The 15911-nt window shown below is 42.0% G+C and carries 13 protein-coding genes; 6 read left to right on the forward strand and 7 right to left on the reverse strand.

What is annotated here, in order from left to right; translation table 11 throughout:
* Positions 1–294 precede the first annotated feature (294 nt).
* Both RH40_RS02590 and RH40_RS02595 read right to left on the reverse strand, forming a co-directional pair.
* Entirely contained in the window at positions 295–780 is a 486-nt protein-coding gene (locus RH40_RS02590) for a putative 4-hydroxy-4-methyl-2-oxoglutarate aldolase (protein WP_009599753.1), read from the reverse strand.
* A complete protein-coding gene (locus tag RH40_RS02595) occupies positions 777–1181 on the reverse strand; it encodes a DUF3293 domain-containing protein (protein ID WP_009599754.1) in 405 nt (134 codons plus the stop codon). Before RH40_RS02595 ends, RH40_RS02590 begins: the two co-directional genes overlap by 4 nt.
* Before the next feature lie 317 nt (positions 1182–1498).
* Between RH40_RS02595 and arcA the strand changes: the two genes are divergently transcribed.
* Positions 1499–2215: a two-component system response regulator ArcA gene (gene arcA, locus RH40_RS02600; protein ID WP_009599757.1), complete on the forward strand. Its 717-nt coding sequence runs from the start codon at positions 1499–1501 to the stop codon at positions 2213–2215.
* 43 nt (positions 2216–2258) lie between these two features.
* Here the strand turns inward: arcA and hldE are convergent, their stop codons facing one another.
* Entirely contained in the window at positions 2259–3689 is a 1431-nt protein-coding gene (gene hldE / locus RH40_RS02605; protein ID WP_009599758.1) for a bifunctional D-glycero-beta-D-manno-heptose-7-phosphate kinase/D-glycero-beta-D-manno-heptose 1-phosphate adenylyltransferase HldE, read from the reverse strand.
* A 52-nt stretch (positions 3690–3741) separates the two neighbouring features.
* Entirely contained in the window at positions 3742–6576 is a 2835-nt protein-coding gene (gene glnE / locus RH40_RS02610; protein ID WP_009599759.1) for a bifunctional [glutamate--ammonia ligase]-adenylyl-L-tyrosine phosphorylase/[glutamate--ammonia-ligase] adenylyltransferase, read from the reverse strand.
* A 263-nt stretch (positions 6577–6839) separates the two neighbouring features.
* Here glnE and RH40_RS02615 point away from each other — a divergent pair, with 263 nt between their 5' ends.
* The gene (locus RH40_RS02615; protein WP_009599760.1) at positions 6840–7589 is read left to right on the forward strand and encodes a potassium channel family protein; all 750 of its coding nucleotides are present in this window, start codon (positions 6840–6842) and stop codon (positions 7587–7589) included.
* A gap of 31 nt (positions 7590–7620) precedes the next feature.
* Here RH40_RS02615 and RH40_RS02620 read toward each other — a convergent pair whose 3' ends face one another.
* A complete protein-coding gene (locus RH40_RS02620; protein WP_009599761.1) occupies positions 7621–9138 on the reverse strand; it encodes a CYTH and CHAD domain-containing protein in 1518 nt (505 codons plus the stop codon).
* A gap of 206 nt (positions 9139–9344) precedes the next feature.
* Here RH40_RS02620 and RH40_RS02625 point away from each other — a divergent pair, with 206 nt between their 5' ends.
* From RH40_RS02625 to RH40_RS02635, 3 genes are all read left to right on the forward strand, one after another.
* Positions 9345–10025 carry a TIGR00153 family protein gene (locus tag RH40_RS02625; protein WP_009599762.1) on the forward strand — a complete coding sequence of 227 codons (681 nt, stop codon included), beginning with the start codon at positions 9345–9347 and terminating at the stop codon, positions 10023–10025.
* 127 nt (positions 10026–10152) lie between these two features.
* Positions 10153–11412: an inorganic phosphate transporter gene (locus tag RH40_RS02630; protein WP_009599763.1), complete on the forward strand. Its 1260-nt coding sequence runs from the start codon at positions 10153–10155 to the stop codon at positions 11410–11412.
* 174 nt (positions 11413–11586) lie between these two features.
* The gene (locus RH40_RS02635; RefSeq protein ID WP_009599764.1) at positions 11587–12198 is read left to right on the forward strand and encodes a TIGR04211 family SH3 domain-containing protein; all 612 of its coding nucleotides are present in this window, start codon (positions 11587–11589) and stop codon (positions 12196–12198) included.
* A gap of 52 nt (positions 12199–12250) precedes the next feature.
* Here the strand turns inward: RH40_RS02635 and RH40_RS02640 are convergent, their stop codons facing one another.
* Together RH40_RS02640 and RH40_RS02645 are read right to left on the reverse strand one after the other, a co-directional pair.
* The gene (locus RH40_RS02640; protein ID WP_009599765.1) at positions 12251–12997 is read right to left on the reverse strand and encodes a general secretion pathway protein GspB; all 747 of its coding nucleotides are present in this window, start codon (positions 12995–12997) and stop codon (positions 12251–12253) included.
* Entirely contained in the window at positions 12990–14603 is a 1614-nt protein-coding gene (locus tag RH40_RS02645; RefSeq protein ID WP_009599766.1) for an ExeA family protein, read from the reverse strand. Before RH40_RS02645 ends, RH40_RS02640 begins: the two co-directional genes overlap by 8 nt.
* 88 nt (positions 14604–14691) lie before the next feature.
* Between RH40_RS02645 and RH40_RS02650 the strand changes: the two genes are divergently transcribed.
* Complete coding sequence (locus RH40_RS02650) at positions 14692–15909, forward strand: multifunctional CCA addition/repair protein (RefSeq protein WP_009599767.1); 1218 nt, start codon at positions 14692–14694, stop codon at positions 15907–15909.
* The last annotated feature ends 2 nt before the right edge of the window (positions 15910–15911 follow it).

A 15911-nucleotide genomic window follows, 5' to 3' on the forward strand; every position in this document is an offset into this window, starting at 1 on the left:
TTTTTTTTGTAATTTTGTTTCGCTCAGCAGCCTGCCCCAACGGTAATAATGTCGGTTGTAATAATGGTTGTGGTCATTACTAGGCTGAATGTTTGCATTGAAATTGTTCGTATTTCTTTGTTTAACGACTTATTAATACGTTTACCTTATTTGATAGACAAGAGTCAATCAAAATTTCAGTTTTCTAGAGAAATGATTTGTCATTAGAAACACTACCGTACCTGCGAATCATCTCTCAAAAACAACAAACCATTGTTTTGTATTATTTTTAAAGAAAAGTAGAGAGTAAAATCATCAACCAATTTTCAATTCTTTATTTGACATCAGAACACCATTCCAATCTGCATAAATATAATCTCCAGGTTGGATCATTTGATCATGAATTGTCAGCGTGACATTGATGTCACCTGCTCCTCGCTTCTCTGTTTTAAAAGGACAGGTGCCCAATGCCTGTATACCAATCTTCATCCCAGACAGTGCTCCCACATCACGAACAGCACCGTTAACAATAACCCCTTCCCAATGATTCTTTATAGCAAGCTCAGCAAGTTGATCACCCAAGAGAGACTTTTGACATGAACCATGCCCGTCAATCACAAGAACTTTGCCCTTACCCTTGTCAGACAGAGCTTCTCTCACCATAGAGTTATCGTGATAGCAACGAACGGTGACAATTTGGCCAGAAAAGGCATCCTTTTTGCCAAAACTGTGTAAAGCTAAATCAAGTAACGTAACATCATCTTCATATTTGTCACATAAATCCGGTGTTATATCTTTCATTTTTGCTCCTCACTAAAATGCTTAACACATCGCCGACGCCAACCTCCTAAATGAACATGTTGGCCATTTAAACACGTAACCAAAAACAGTTCTTCGCCCTCTACACGATAGATTGCATTCTGATCAAAACGGTTTCCTAGAAAAAGCGCCTCAGCTAGCTGGATATCAACTGCATAACTTTCCTCCCACCAAGAAAAATCTGCATTGCCCACACTCACTCTATAACAGTCAGTATGGTTGATTTCAGCTAACAAGCGCTGATTATTTTCGGCATTCTCCCGATTCGATTGCGGTAAGCTTCGCGGATTCCAAGCCGTCACCACCATAAAGTCACTAAGTTCAACATGCTGGTGAAAATAAAAATAAGGGTCACAGTAAATATTCAATAAATGCTGTTCCAAAAAAACTCCAATTTATTAACTAGTTAATATAAATTATTGCAAAATCATTTGAGACAAGGTTAAGAATATCGCTATAATCGCTAAATCGACATTGTTAGCATGCTGTTAACATTATAGAATCAGATGTAGATTTTAATAGAATGCCACGGATATGGAACGCTAAGGTCAACAAATAGTGCACCAAGGATGAAGGCAATCATAGGTCGTGTTTTTACTGCCTTTGATTTATCATCAATACACTTAATTACCCGTATGATAGATATTTGCCTACATTTTAATCTATTAGCAAAAATTTTTCACAAGCTTAGGTACAGCCAATGCAAACCCCGCACATTCTTATTGTTGAAGATGAGCAAGTAACTCGTAACACTTTAAAAAGTATATTTGAAGCAGAGGGATACGCTGTTTTTGAGGCCAGTGACGGCGAAGAAATGCACCAAGTTTTATCCAATAATCAAGTCAATCTTGTTATTATGGATATCAATCTTCCGGGTAAAAACGGGCTACTCCTTGCCCGAGAACTACGCGAACAGGCAAACGTGGCTCTAATGTTTTTGACTGGTCGAGATAACGAAGTGGACAAAATCCTTGGCCTAGAAATTGGTGCCGATGACTACATTACTAAACCATTTAATCCACGAGAGCTAACTATACGAGCGCGCAACCTATTGAACCGCTCAATGAACTCAGCGTCGTCGAGTGATGAAAAGCGTAGCGTAGAAAAGTATGAATTCAATGGCTGGGTATTAGACATTAATAGCCGTTCTTTAGTGAGCCCATCTGGTGAAGATTACAAACTGCCACGTTCAGAGTTCCGAGCTCTACTTCACTTCTGTGAGAACCCTGGCAAAATTCAAACAAGGGCCGACCTTTTGAAGAAAATGACCGGACGTGAGCTTAAACCTCATGACCGTACCGTAGACGTCACTATACGTCGAATTCGTAAGCATTTCGAATCGGTATCAGGTACACCGGAAATTATTGCTACCATTCACGGTGAAGGCTATCGTTTCTGTGGTGATATTGAAGAGTAAATAAAAATGGAGCCGCAAGGCTCCATTTTTATTTTATAACGAGTTAGTCACGCCCACCTTTTATCGCATTGATAATCTCAGTTGTTGAGCATCCGTCTTCAAAGTTAAGAACTTTGACTTCACCACCACTTGCGATAACCTCTTTACCGCCAGCAATCTCTTCCACTTTGTAATCACCACCTTTGACAAGCAAATCGGGTAAAACCTCACCAATCAGCCTTTGAGGAGTCTCTTCGCTAAATGGTATTACCCAATCTACAGCACCTAGCCCTGCTAATACTGCCATACGACGATCCGTTGAATTTACAGGGCGACCAGGACCTTTGAGACGTTTTACCGATTCATCGGTATTCACAGCAACGATCAAGCGGTTTCCAAGTTCAGCAGCATGATTCAAATATGACACATGCCCAGCATGTAAAATATCAAAGCATCCATTGGTCATAACAACCTTTTCACCCTTTGCTTGAGCATTTTTTACCGCTTCGATAAGTGCTTGCTCATTCACTACACCGTAATCTGTATCCTGACTGCCATGCACCGCTTCTGCTAGCTCAATTGTTGATACTGTAGATGTACCTAATTTACCCACCACTATTCCTGCGGCCGCGTTGGCTAATGCACAAGCTTCATCTAATTCCTTTCCAGCAGCGACAGATGCGGCAAGAACAGAGATAACCGTGTCACCAGCACCGGTCACATCGAAAACTTCTTTTGCTAGTGTCGGAAGATTAAAAGGCGCTTTATCACGACGAAGCAGGGTCATACCATGTTCGCTACGTGTCACAAGTAAAGCATCAAAATCGTACTGTTCAATTAAAGCTAAGCCTTTGCTCACTAGATCAGCTTCTGACTTGACTTTCCCTACAACCAATTCAAATTCGGTCATATTTGGCGTCAACAAGGTTGCGCCGCGATAACGCTCAAAGTCAGCTCCTTTCGGATCAACAAAAACTGGCACCCCTGACTGCCGCGCTTTCTGAATAAACAGTTGTACCTGATCAAGTGCTCCCTTGGCATAGTCAGATAACACAACCGCATTGACTTTGGGTAGAGTTTGATCCATCCGGTCTAAAATAAGTTCAGGCTCAACATTTTCAAATTTGTCTTCAAAATCAAGACGGAGTAATTGCTGTCCTCTACTCAGAACTCTGAGTTTGGTAATAGTGGGGTAATTAGGTATGCTTACAAAATCACATTTCACTTTTAAAGCAGACAGTGTTTCATTAAGCACTTTGGCGGGTTCATCAATCCCGGTCAAACCAACAATGTGTGCGTGTCCACCCAAAGAGGCAATATTCATCGCAACGTTTGCCGCGCCACCTGGACGCTCCTCATTATTTTCGACCTTAACGACAGGGACAGGGGCTTCGGGTGATATCCGTCCTGTAGGACCATGCCAATAACGATCGAGCATGACATCACCAATGATAAGTACACCTGAATTTTGATAGTCAGGTAGAATTGGCTTCATTATGGTTCTCCAAAGTTTACTTCACGCCAGAGTCTAACACAAAGCTCTACGATTATTCTAACCACTCTTTCCATAGCTTTATGACGGCTTCCCTATGGCAAGAAAACTTCTCTGAAGAAACTTCTGGAGGCATGTTTACCAGATTTTTGTGGTGAATTTCATCTCGCATGGAAGTGTATGCTTCAATGAGAGTCACAGAAGCACTTCGATCGATCACGCCCTCATCAGCCATCTTCTCAAAGATCCTCACGTTATCACTCCAAATCGTAAGTGATGGACATAAGTGACTATGTTTGAGAACCATGAACTGCGCAAGGAATTCAATATCCGTAATACCGCCAAGATCTTTCTTTAAATCGAAACGATCGGATTTGCTACTACCGAGATGTTGATACATTTTATTTCTCATTCCCGTCACATCAGAGCGTAACTGGTCTCTATCTCTGGCAATACTGAGTATCTCGTGACGAATACGATGAAATGTTTGACTCAATTGACCGGAGTCAAATACCATTCTTGCTCTAACTAATGCCTGATGCTCCCATGTCCAAGCTTCATTATGTTGATACTCCTCAAATGAATGAGTCGGACTGACTAGCAGCCCTGAGCTCCCAGAGGGCCGCAGCCGAGTATCGACCTCATAGAGAATCCCAGATGTGGTCCGAGTCGCAAATAGGTGAATGATCCGTTGGGCTAATTTTAAATAAAATTGACGTCCATCGATTTGTTTTTTCCCATCAGTCACAATATTCATCGGACAATCATGGATAAAAACCAAATCTAAATCAGAGTTATACCCCAACTCCCAACCGCCTAGCTTTCCATAACCTATTACAGCAAAGCCATTGCCCATTCCTTCCATCAGATGAGTCGGTGCCCCATACTTTTCGACCATTTGTCGCCATGCTTGATGGACAACAGAATCAATAATGGCTTCAGCTAGGTAAGTGAGGTGATCACTGACTTTCATGACCGGTAATGCCCCTGTAATGTCAGCGGCAGCAATCCTCAACATTGATATTTGTTTAAATTGACGTAACGCTTCCATCTGCTGTTCCATGTCATCTTCAGGAATGCGTGCCAAAAAATCCCGCAATTCATGGCCATAATCTTGCAGCGGTGTCGGGTTATACAAGTGCTGGGGATCGATCAATTCATCGAGCAAAATAGGATACCGCTCCAAGCGCTCAGAGATCATAGGACTTGCCATACAGAGGCGAACCAGTTGATTCAATGCCCCATCATGGGTATCTAAAAGTTCCAGATAAGTTGTACGAGTGGCAATATTATTGAGCAAATGGAGAACACGAGACAAACCAAACTTCGCTTTTTCGTACGAAAATATGACTGAAAAAACTTTTGGCATCAATCGGTTAATAACCTCACGCCCTCGATTGCCTAGTGTTTTTTTCGTGAGCCCCTGCTTAAAATTGATGATGGTTTCGACAAACTCATTCGGTTCAGGTAATTGCAGTTCAGATTGGAATATTTGTTCGATAATTTCACGGTGGGAGGCCATGTCCCACAGCTCAATAAAATGTTTCTCAACTTCTGGTGAACCCTCTTCCTCCTCGCCGATAAGGTTACTAAAAACCTCATGCACTTCTCGCCTATTCTCAATGATATCCTTAGACAAGGTGTCCCAAGTTTGATACCCCATCGCAACAGCAAGCTTACATTGCTCATCAATATCATCGGGTAGAAGCTGAGTCTGTTTATCTTCCAAAGCTTGCATAAAATGCTCTAGACGCCGAAGAAAACAGTAAGCGTGTCGCAGTTTATCTAAATCCGTTTTATCCATCAGATGTAAAACTTCGATTGAATCAAGAGTATCGAGCAAATTTTGATAACGTAAGCTAGGCTCTCTTCCTCCCCTGATTAATTGGAAGAATTGAGCAATAAACTCGATTTCTCTTATCCCACCCGCACCAATTTTAATATTGTTTTCAAGTCCTCTCCGACGAACTTCACTGGTTATCATTGATTTCATACGACGTAATGATTGAATTGCACTAAAGTCGATGTAGCGCCGATAAACAAACGGTCTGAGCATATCTCTCAAATCGTCATAACAAGAGTACATCTCTTCGCCCATGACACGCGCTTTAACCATTGCATACCGTTCCCAATCACGCCCTTGCTCTTGATAATAATCCTCCAAAGCAGAGAAGCTCATCACGAGTGGCCCACTTTCACCAAATGGGCGAAGTCTCATATCAACTCGATAACAGAAACCATCAAAGGTCTGATGATCAAGCGCTTTTATGACTCTTTGACCCAAGCGGGTAAAAAACTGCGCATTAGAAATACTACGATGAGTACCTTGTGTCTGCCCATTGTCTGGATAAGTAAAAATCAAGTCGATATCCGAAGAGAAGTTAAGTTCTCCACCACCTAATTTTCCCATCCCAATAATTAACATAGGTTGTGGCTCACCTTGCTCATTATGAGGTGTGCCCCATAACTTACAACACTGCCGATATTGCCATTGATACGTTTCACAAATGATCGCCTCAGCCAACTCAGACAAATGTTTTAAGCTTTGTTCAAGGGTCCATGAATGCGTAAAGTCCTGCCATGCGATATAAACTAATTCCTTATTTCTAAACTGGCGTAATAGGTGATGGCCTTTTGATTCATCTACATCCTCTCCCATTAAACCAGAGAGCACTGACCGATAGTGATTGCAGCGATCGCCACTCTTGAGCATTTTGGGCAAATCATCGGCCAAGGTCACATCCAGCTTTAGTTTAGAAACAATAAAATCGCTCAAACCTGCTACATAAACGAGTTGCTCTCTCATTTCAGTCGACCATTGCTGGTATGCTTCGGGCAACGAGTCAACCGATCGTTTTGAATGAGCCAACAAATTATCAGGTAATTGCATCAGAGGATCCTTGAGAAAACGCCATAAAATAAGGGAAGAGTTAGGGTCTGTTGGCCCTAGTTATAACAGCTAAAAAAGCAAAGCGAAAAGATACCCACCTAGTTTAACCAAAAACTGAGAGGCTTACCGAGCGTTCGTTTTATCTGTTGCTCCAATCATACTATTCCTCCTATCTATCGCTCATTTTTTGTCATCGACAGTTTTTAGCCGCCTAGCTTAAGAGTATTCTTTTAAATACTCTAACTCCTTTCTATGAATACCATATGAGCAAAGTTCTCCACCTACACGACACCAAACCAATGAGTTTACTCTCATTTGCCCTATCAATTATTGCACTTTTTGTCGTCTCAGCTCTTTTATTTGCACCACTAAACGAAGAGGTAAGAAAGACCCTAGTTGGAATCGATTTTATTATTTGCAGTGTTTTTATACTTCAATGGTTTATCGACTTCTTTCGTTCTTCATACAAAATGAACTTTGTAAAACACCGCTGGTTAGACATGGTTGCCAGTCTGCCAATGATTGAATCGCTGAGATACGTGAGGATCTTTTCGATTTTGAGGGTTATCTTAGTGATTCGCTCCGGCCACAGTGTAGTAAGACAGTTGTCTCAAAATAAACATGAAACCACACTAGCGTCAATTCTACTTCTCATGGTGATTTTACTCACCGTTGGTTCAAGTATGATGATTTTTATCGAGCAACAATCACCCGCGGCTAATATCAAAGACGGCGGCGATGCTCTGTGGTGGGCACTAGTCACAATTTCCACGGTGGGCTACGGCGATCATTACCCTGTGACCACTGCTGGGAAATTACTAGCAGCAAGTTTGATTATTTGTGGTGTTGGCTTATTTGGTATGATATCAGGGCTTATCACATCGATGATCGTTGCCCCTCGCCCAACACATTATATGACGTCAGAACAATCCGAAAAATTACTCAAAGAAATATTAACTCACCAGCAAATCGTATTATCTCGGTTAGAAAAATTAGAAAAAAAGATAAATTAGGGTTCTAGTAGAACCCTTTAACACCAGAGATCTATTCATGCCAATATGGACTGGCTTCGATACAAATCACACGAGTTTGCTCCATAGCATGCAGCATAGAGTTTTCTTGACGGGCAAGCCAACGTTCCAATTGTTCTCGCTCTTCTCCTTCGAGTTTAGTAATAAACTGAAACAGAGTACGCAACTTTAAGAGATCATCAATACCTTGTAATAAGTCTTTCCAAGGAAGTCTAAATCGATTTCTTTCCTCTTGGTCGTAAAGGCTAGCAAAACTGACCCCAGTATAGAGGCTTCGCATCAATCGATATTGTTGCTCTATATAATCGTCACTCTCCAAATTTCTCTCAGGAGGGAATGCCTCCATGAGTTCCGCCCATGTACGATCAAGTTGCTGAGCAGAGAAATGCTCTACATTGAGTTCAATTTTTTCGCGAGATTTATCATCTAAAAATGGCTGCCAGCCTCGCGTTAAAATCCAACGACTCAAATCGAGCAAAAGCCCAGTGTAGCGAGAAGATTTAAGCAAGTTCAACATCTGGTCTCGACACGGTAAACGCTCTTGCAGCTGCTTAAGCTCTGCGACAAGAAACTTGCGAGCATCCAATTTACGCAGAGCATGCCCTTTATCCTCGAGTAGCTCACTTAAATAAATGTGAACATTGAGCCACTCTAATTCTTGCTCTAACCATTTTAACTCTTGCCTTAAAATAGCGCTGGCTCGACGTGGGACAACCCCACCGTATACCGTCAGAATCTGGCGAATAAAGCTGATCGCATTTTTAATTTCGAGTAATGCTTCAACAGACTCACTCTCTATATAAATTTGCTCGTGATAATGCCAATGCGCCAGAGCATGCTCCAAAGATTGTATAAAACATAATTCAACAGAGTCCGCTTGAGTTGTATTTACTAAAGCTAAATCTTTCACTTGATCGGATTCGTAGCTCAATGCAAGACGATAGCCTTTCGCTGCTTTGCTCTGATTTCCGAGGCGCATTCCTCCATCTTCGGCTAAAGCTCTGGCAAGAGTAAATAATGCATCCGTCTGGCCTGATTTTAATTCAAGTTCAACCTCACAAATAGAATCTTCGCGATCTCCTGCTTCGACTTTTCCTTGATCAAAAGCGACTTCTATTTGGCTGCCATCTGATGTTCCCACCAACCACTGCTCTCGGGTAAAGTTGGTAGAGAATAATGGGTAGAGCTGCTGTTGCACTTCTGTAAAATCCCTTCCATCGGGCCAAATATCAACGGGGTGAAGACTGAGTTTAGGCTGATTACAATCGTGCTCTGCATTATATTCTGGTCTTTGGTGCAAGCCTGCCACGACTCGACCTGCTGTTTTCACGGTTTGAATGTACACTCCATCACATTGACGTATGCGCATACCAATATCATGTTGCATCAACCAGCTATCGGGAGTATCAAAGTAGGTATTGCTCAACGTGCGAAGGCTATGTTGAAGCACTTTTGCTTTTGACATTTTCTCAAACAAAATGTCAGAAAACTCGGGAGATACAAAAAACTTCAGCTCTATTTCAGTTTCCATAGTCGTACCTTAAAAAACAGATATCTACAGGATATTGCTTATCGCTTGAGTCAGCAAGAGAGAAATATCGACACAATGATGACTTAAAACGGTTTTAATGAAAGGTTTAATGGGTTAACATGCGCGCCTTTATAGCCATAGTTCAACATTTCACCATGACATAGTGTATGTTAGTTTTTGGGTTATATTAATTAGGTTGAATCACAATGCCAGTGAATACAATTATGGGGTTATTTGCAAAGTCCCCTATTAAACCTTTGCAGCGCCACGTTGTGTGCGTAAATGAATGTTGCTCTCACCTAGTTAACTTTTTTGAAGTCAGTTCAAAAGGTGACTGGGAAAAAGCAGCTGAGATCCAAGCGCAAATTTCTCACTTAGAGAAAGAGGCGGACGTTTTAAAACGTGAAATTCGCCTAAAGCTTCCCCGTGGATTGTTTATGCCTGTTGATCGCAGCGATATGTTAGAGCTGCTGACTCAACAAGATAAACTAGCCAATTTAGCAAAGGATATCGCTGGTCGTGTATACGGTCGCCAGCTAGTTATTCCTGCATCCCTTCAAGAAAACTTCATTGCGTATGTTAAGCGTTGCCTAGATGCAGCCAATCAAGCGCAAAAGGTGATCAATGAGCTTGATGAATTACTAGAGACTGGGTTCAAAGGTCGCGAGGTGACACTCGTTGCTGAAATGATCCATCAATTAGACTTAATCGAAGATGATACTGATGCTATGCAAATATGTCTTCGACAACAGTTGATGTCGATTGAAGATGAACTTAACCCAATTGACGTTATGTTCTTGTACAAAATTTTAGAGTGGGTAGGTGGTATTGCCGATCAGGCTCAGCGTGTAGGCGCGCGTCTGGAAGTCATGCTATCTCGCACATAAACATAAGTTAACCCAATAACGAAGAGCATCTAACTAGTTTACCCATATCGGCATTAGGTATTCCTGCCGAAGGGGTTTTATCACGCTTAATTTTTGCTCCGCTTGTTATCAACAACTAGGTATTACGATGGATATCCTTGCAAACTACGGCACTGTCCTGATTATTATTGCGGCCGCTTTTGGCTTTATGATGGCTATCGGCATTGGTGCGAACGATGTCGCTAACGCAATGGGAACTTCGGTTGGCTCAAAAGCCCTCACTGTCAAGCAAGCAATTATCATTGCAATGATTTTTGAATTTGCCGGCGCCTATTTAGCGGGTGGAGAAGTCACCGATACAATACGCAAAGGAGTTATTGAAACATCTTTGTTTGCTGACCAGCCCGATATTTTAGTTTACGGCATGATGTCAGCACTTTTAGCCGCAGGGTCTTGGCTTCTACTGGCCTCATATATGGGTTGGCCAGTATCCACAACTCATTCAATTATTGGTGCAATCATAGGTTTTGCGTGTGTTTCTGTTGGTACAGATGCCGTTGACTGGAACAGTGTCAAAGGCATAGTAGGCAGTTGGATTGTCACACCTATCATATCCGGCTTCTTTGCCTACGTTATTTTTGTGAGTGCACAAAGGTTAATCTTCGATACCGAGAAGCCTCTGTTTAATGCAAAGCGCTTTGTCCCAGTTTACATGTTCATTACCACAATGGTTATTGCATTGGTTACCATTAAAAAGGGACTAAAACACGTTGGCCTGCATCTCACTAATGGTGAGGCTTGGATGTGGTCGGCGATTGTATCCGGACTCGTTATGGTTGGTGGCTATCTCTATATCCAGAAAAAATTTGCGTCTAGAGAGGACGATCATGGCTTTGCTGGCGTAGAAGGCATCTTCAGCGTACTCATGGTAATAACAGCCTGTGCAATGGCATTTGCTCATGGCTCTAACGATGTTGCCAATGCTATAGGTCCTCTATCTGCGGTTGTCTCAACCATTGAACACATGGGAGAAATCACAGACAAAAGTACAATTGCTTGGTGGATACTTCCATTGGGCGGCTTCGGCATAGTGGTAGGCCTAGCAACTTTAGGACATAAAGTAATGGCTACCGTAGGTACGGGAATTACCGAACTAACACCAAGCCGAGGCTTCGCAGCTCAGCTTGCAACTGCGTGTACTGTTGTTCTAGCATCAGGCACTGGATTGCCCATTTCAACAACACAAACTCTTGTTGGCGCAGTACTCGGCGTTGGCTTTGCAAGAGGTATTGCTGCACTAAACCTAGGTGTTGTAAGAAATATCGTTGCATCTTGGATAGTAACACTACCTGCGGGTGCTTTGCTTGCTGTTACCTTTTTCTATGTCATTCGAGCGATATTTATTTAAACAATAATGACAGTGATGTGTAAGCTGGCTGTCATTATTGTCTCAAAAACTCACAAAGGGGAGCCTTCGCTCCCCTTGTTTGTTGCAGTCCACTTAGAAACTACTTACTATTTGACCATACAACGACAACAATGGCGGGGTTACCAACCCTGATAGACTGTTAAAGGATTTACCGTGAAAAAACTGATTTGCGTAGTTTTAGTCTCATTATTTGCTGTTCCAGCAGCTTTTGCTAAAGAACGTTACATTTCTGATAAGTTATTTACCTATATGCATTCAGGTCCAAGTAATCAATTCAGGATAATAGGAAGCATTGATGCTGGCGATAAAATCAAACTTCTCTCAACAAATCGCGATACTGGCTACAGCGAAATTCAAGATGGGAAAGGACGTACTGGTTGGATCGAAAGTCGTTTTGTCACCAATCAAGAGAGTATGGCGCTAAGACTACCAAAGTTAGAAAAGGAACTGTCTGAAATTAAAGCAAGACTATCCAATGCACGTTCCAACGCTGACCAAGAGAAAGCAGGACTCATCGATTCACTAGAGACAAGAAACAAACAAATTAGTGAATTAGAGCAGGGATACAGTGACGTTAGCAAACAGCTTTCGGCTTCACAAGAAGAAGTGAGAAAGCTGAGGGCAAAATTAGACACACAAAAAGACGACCTTTTGGTGAAATACTTTATGTACGGTGGCGGTGTAGCAGGGATAGGACTTATCTTTGGCCTAATCTTACCGCATATTATCCCTAGGAAAAAACGTTCTCGTCCGGGATGGGCTTGATCTATTGAGACAATCAGGTCATTGAAATGTGACCTGATTGTTTCGTTATAAATTACCCTTTCCAGTCATACAATGCTGGCACTTCAATAAGTGATTGTTTAAAACGTATCAAACACGTTTGTTGCTCGATTTTTTCAAGCCTTGTTTCATTGTCAATCCAATCGCCCTCACTATATTCGATGTTATTTATTTTTACCCAGCGCTTTTTAAAATCACTAGAGTAAACATGAGTTTGAAAGTTCATTGCTGGGAGCTTGCCAGACCAACGGCCGACTTGCTGGGAGAGAATCGACACTTCATCCTCTGTTTGTTTTCGGTCTGCAGCAGGTTTTGAGTTACTTATGGCCGCTTCAACCCGCATCGCAATGTCTGGAGAAAGTGCAGATAAGTCAATATTATCTAAAAAGCCCTCTTGCTCACTTGGTTGAGACTTTTTAAACTCAATCTCTCGTGTATTTTCGCTGCTATCACTTTTCGTCAAGACGGAAGGTGGAGGTGGCTTATTTGTTGTCAGTAAATCGTTAAACTTTGGAGCTGTAGCACTTTGGTAGTCAAAAGAGACTTTATTTACCGTAGGCTCACTGTGTTGATTAAGCCAAACACTTTTTTCAAGCTGATAAGCTTGGAAAACCCCTATTGCAGCACCACCAGCCGCAAGTGCAGCAACGATAGCCACTTTCGTCGCTAAACGTGTTGATGACACATTTGACATCCCCAAGTGACGATGAGGAGCGAAGGTGCTTCCGGCGGCGGCATGATGTTTTTGTGAATTTTCCAATGCTTGCATAACCTTAGACATTATCTGGGCCCTCAATTGTTAAGCTTGGTGCATCCGGTTGTGATAGTCGCTCCAAATGGCGTAATGTCTGCTGTCCTGCAATCCCATCCACATTGAGGCCCTGCCAACCCTGAAATTCTCTCACCTTATTCAATAGCTGCTGGTTAAATTCTTTACTATCACTAATAGGCTTACCCAGAGCTTTAGAGAGAGACTGATCAAGTGATATGACATCCTTTCCTTTCATCCCTAATTGCAGCGTCCTATCCCAACGGGAATGCCATATTTGGTGATAGTCTCCGTGCCAAATTAGGTTCAGAGCTTTTCTATCAAATGAAAACACACGCTCTCCAATCAGTAACTTTACACGGCTGTCCGACAAACCGTATAACACGGCAAAACGCTCTTCTGAATCAATTAAAAGAGATAAAACCACAGGTCTATTCAGATTCAACAATGTTTCGATATCGCCTTGGGAAAGCTGACAAAAGAACTTACTCTCATCATTGTCAATACAAAGACTGTCTGACATAGAGGCTTTGTACCCCCATACCTTATACAACGACGTCATTGCGCTTTCAAAGCTCCCGTAATGGCTGAGTTCGCTTCTTAGCTCTTTGGGAACCTCTGTTACCTCTTCGATTAAAGGGGTCTTTGGGTACTGCTCTTGTACATAAGATGCGATCCAAGGTCGTATGAGGTTTGGAGTGGTGTAATAAGCCGCTAAAGAGAGCAAAGAAGCAAAGACAACGGGAATCGCCCACCCCATTTTCTTACCCAGCTCAACCGAACTTTGAGAACTTATAGGAATCGTTCCAGTCTGAAAACTCATAACTTCCTCGCAAGCAACCTCGACCGTAGCGAGGGATGGAGACACCTCTCCCATGGCATAGGCATGTTTTAAGCTAGCGTCACAAACCAAGTTAATTAAACGAGGTATACCAAATGTTCTATGGGCGATATGTTTGAGTGAGGCAGTATCAAATAATGTTGTCTTTCCCCCGGCATATTCCAAACGAAACTTAATATACTCTTTTGTTTCATCCGGATTTAGAGGAAGTAAGTGATAGCGCCCCGTCATACGCTGAGCAAGTTGACGAAGTTGAGGCATCTGTAGCTTTTGCTGCAACTCAGGCTGACCTATCAGTAATACTTTCAGTAATTTTTGGCTTTCAGTTTCTAAATTAGTCAGAAGTCGTAATTGTTCTAAAACTTGAACAGATAGGTGTTGTGCCTCGTCAATAACAACCAGTGTTTGTAAACCTTGCGCATGATTAGTAAGCAAAAATTCATATAAACTATCGCTTAATATCTTCAACGTTGATGAAGAAGGATATTCAACGCCAAACTCATCACATATTGCTTCAAGTAACTCGATATCTGAAAAAGTAGGATTGAGAATAACACCCGCTTGTATATTACTGTTTAACGTGGCCAGAATAGCTTTAGAGACCGTTGTTTTTCCAGTACCTACTTCTCCAGTAAGCATTGCAAAACCACCACCATCTCCCAAACCTGCTTTGATTTGAAAAATAGCTTCACTGTGTCTTCTACTCTGATATAAGAAACGAGAGTTCGGTACAATAGAAAAAGGCCACTCTGTAAATTGAAAATATTCTTGGTACATACCGCTCTTCTCTAGGAATTTATGCCTAAGGAAAGTACCATTGCTTGTAGAATTAACCAAATACAAAGTAATAAAAAAGGTGAACTGAGTGCATATATATCTTGTAGGTGGCGCGGTACGCGATACGCTCCTTAATATAAAAGTCAGTGACCAAGATTGGGTTGTCGTAGGCAGTTCCCCACAAGAGCTTCTTGCCGCAGGTTATTTACCCGTCGGTAAAGATTTTCCTGTTTTTATTCATCCTAAAACGAAACAAGAATATGCATTAGCGAGAACAGAAAGAAAGATTTCTTCAGGACACACTGGGTTTGAATGTTTTTTTTCGCCTTCAGTGACATTAGAAGAAGATCTTTCTCGTCGAGATTTAACCATTAATGCCATGGCACAACATCTAGATGGAGAAATAATCGATCCATTCAAAGGAAGAAGAGATCTAAAAGATCGTCAATTACGCCATGTCTCTGATGCTTTCATTGAGGATCCACTTCGTATACTCCGCGTGGCTCGTTTTCATGCGAAGCTTTTTCATCTCGGCTTCAACATCGCTCCAGAAACGCTGCTTTTAATGAAAAATATGGTAAAAGCAGGCGACCTAAAAACACTGACACCAGAGCGTATATGGCAAGAATGGAATAAATCGCTCGCAACGCCCAATCCACAAATTTTTTTATCAACACTGAAAGAGTGTGGAGCCCTCGCGGTCATCTTGCCAGAGCTAGATGCTCTGTTTGGTGTACCGCAACCCGAACAATGGCACCCTGAGATTGACACAGGTATTCATACACTTTTGGTGGCGGAACAGGCTGCTATGCTGAGCGAATCTCCCGTTGTAAGGTTTGCAGCTCAAGTTCATGATCTTGGAAAAGGCATAACGCCAAAAGAAGAATGGCCAAGCCACAAACGTCATTGCCACACTGGCCTCAAATTAATCAAAGAGCTTTGTGGAAGAGTATGCATTCCCAATGAATTTAAAGAGTTGGCGCTAATGGTCTGCGAACATCATTCTAATATTCATAGAGCATCGGAATTAAAAGCATCGACCAAACTAAAGATTTTAAATAAGTGTGACGTTTGGCGAAAGCCTCATAGATTAGACGATATCTTGCTAACTTGTATGGCAGATAGCCAAGGACGTACTGGCTTTGAAAAGCACCCATACCCGCAGAAACATATCTTTGAGCAAGCCTATCAAGCAGCATTGAGCGTAAACGTCCAAGATGTGATTCAAGATGGATTTCAGGGAGCGTCAATTCGGACTGAATTAGAGCAACGACGTATTACAGCCATTAAAGAATCTGGCAAGTAACT

It is taken from the genome of Vibrio caribbeanicus ATCC BAA-2122 (assembly GCF_000165125.1).
Classification (GTDB): Bacteria; Pseudomonadota; Gammaproteobacteria; order Enterobacterales; family Vibrionaceae; genus Vibrio; species Vibrio caribbeanicus.

Excerpts from the sequence above, each read along its gene's own strand:
- RH40_RS02590 (WP_009599753.1), bottom strand. The coding sequence starts at position 780 with ATGAAAGATATAACACCGGATTTATGTGACAAATATGAAGATGATGTT.
- arcA (WP_009599757.1), top strand. The coding sequence starts at position 1,499 with ATGCAAACCCCGCACATTCTTATTGTTGAAGATGAGCAAGTAACTCGT.
- hldE (WP_009599758.1), bottom strand. The coding sequence starts at position 3,689 with ATGAAGCCAATTCTACCTGACTATCAAAATTCAGGTGTACTTATCATT.
- glnE (WP_009599759.1), bottom strand. The coding sequence starts at position 6,576 with ATGCAATTACCTGATAATTTGTTGGCTCATTCAAAACGATCGGTTGAC.
- RH40_RS02615 (WP_009599760.1), top strand. The coding sequence starts at position 6,840 with ATGAGCAAAGTTCTCCACCTACACGACACCAAACCAATGAGTTTACTC.
- RH40_RS02620 (WP_009599761.1), bottom strand. The coding sequence starts at position 9,138 with ATGGAAACTGAAATAGAGCTGAAGTTTTTTGTATCTCCCGAGTTTTCT.
- RH40_RS02625 (WP_009599762.1), top strand. The coding sequence starts at position 9,345 with ATGCCAGTGAATACAATTATGGGGTTATTTGCAAAGTCCCCTATTAAA.
- RH40_RS02630 (WP_009599763.1), top strand. The coding sequence starts at position 10,153 with ATGGATATCCTTGCAAACTACGGCACTGTCCTGATTATTATTGCGGCC.
- RH40_RS02640 (WP_009599765.1), bottom strand. The coding sequence starts at position 12,997 with ATGTCTAAGGTTATGCAAGCATTGGAAAATTCACAAAAACATCATGCC.
- RH40_RS02645 (WP_009599766.1), bottom strand. The coding sequence starts at position 14,603 with ATGTACCAAGAATATTTTCAATTTACAGAGTGGCCTTTTTCTATTGTA.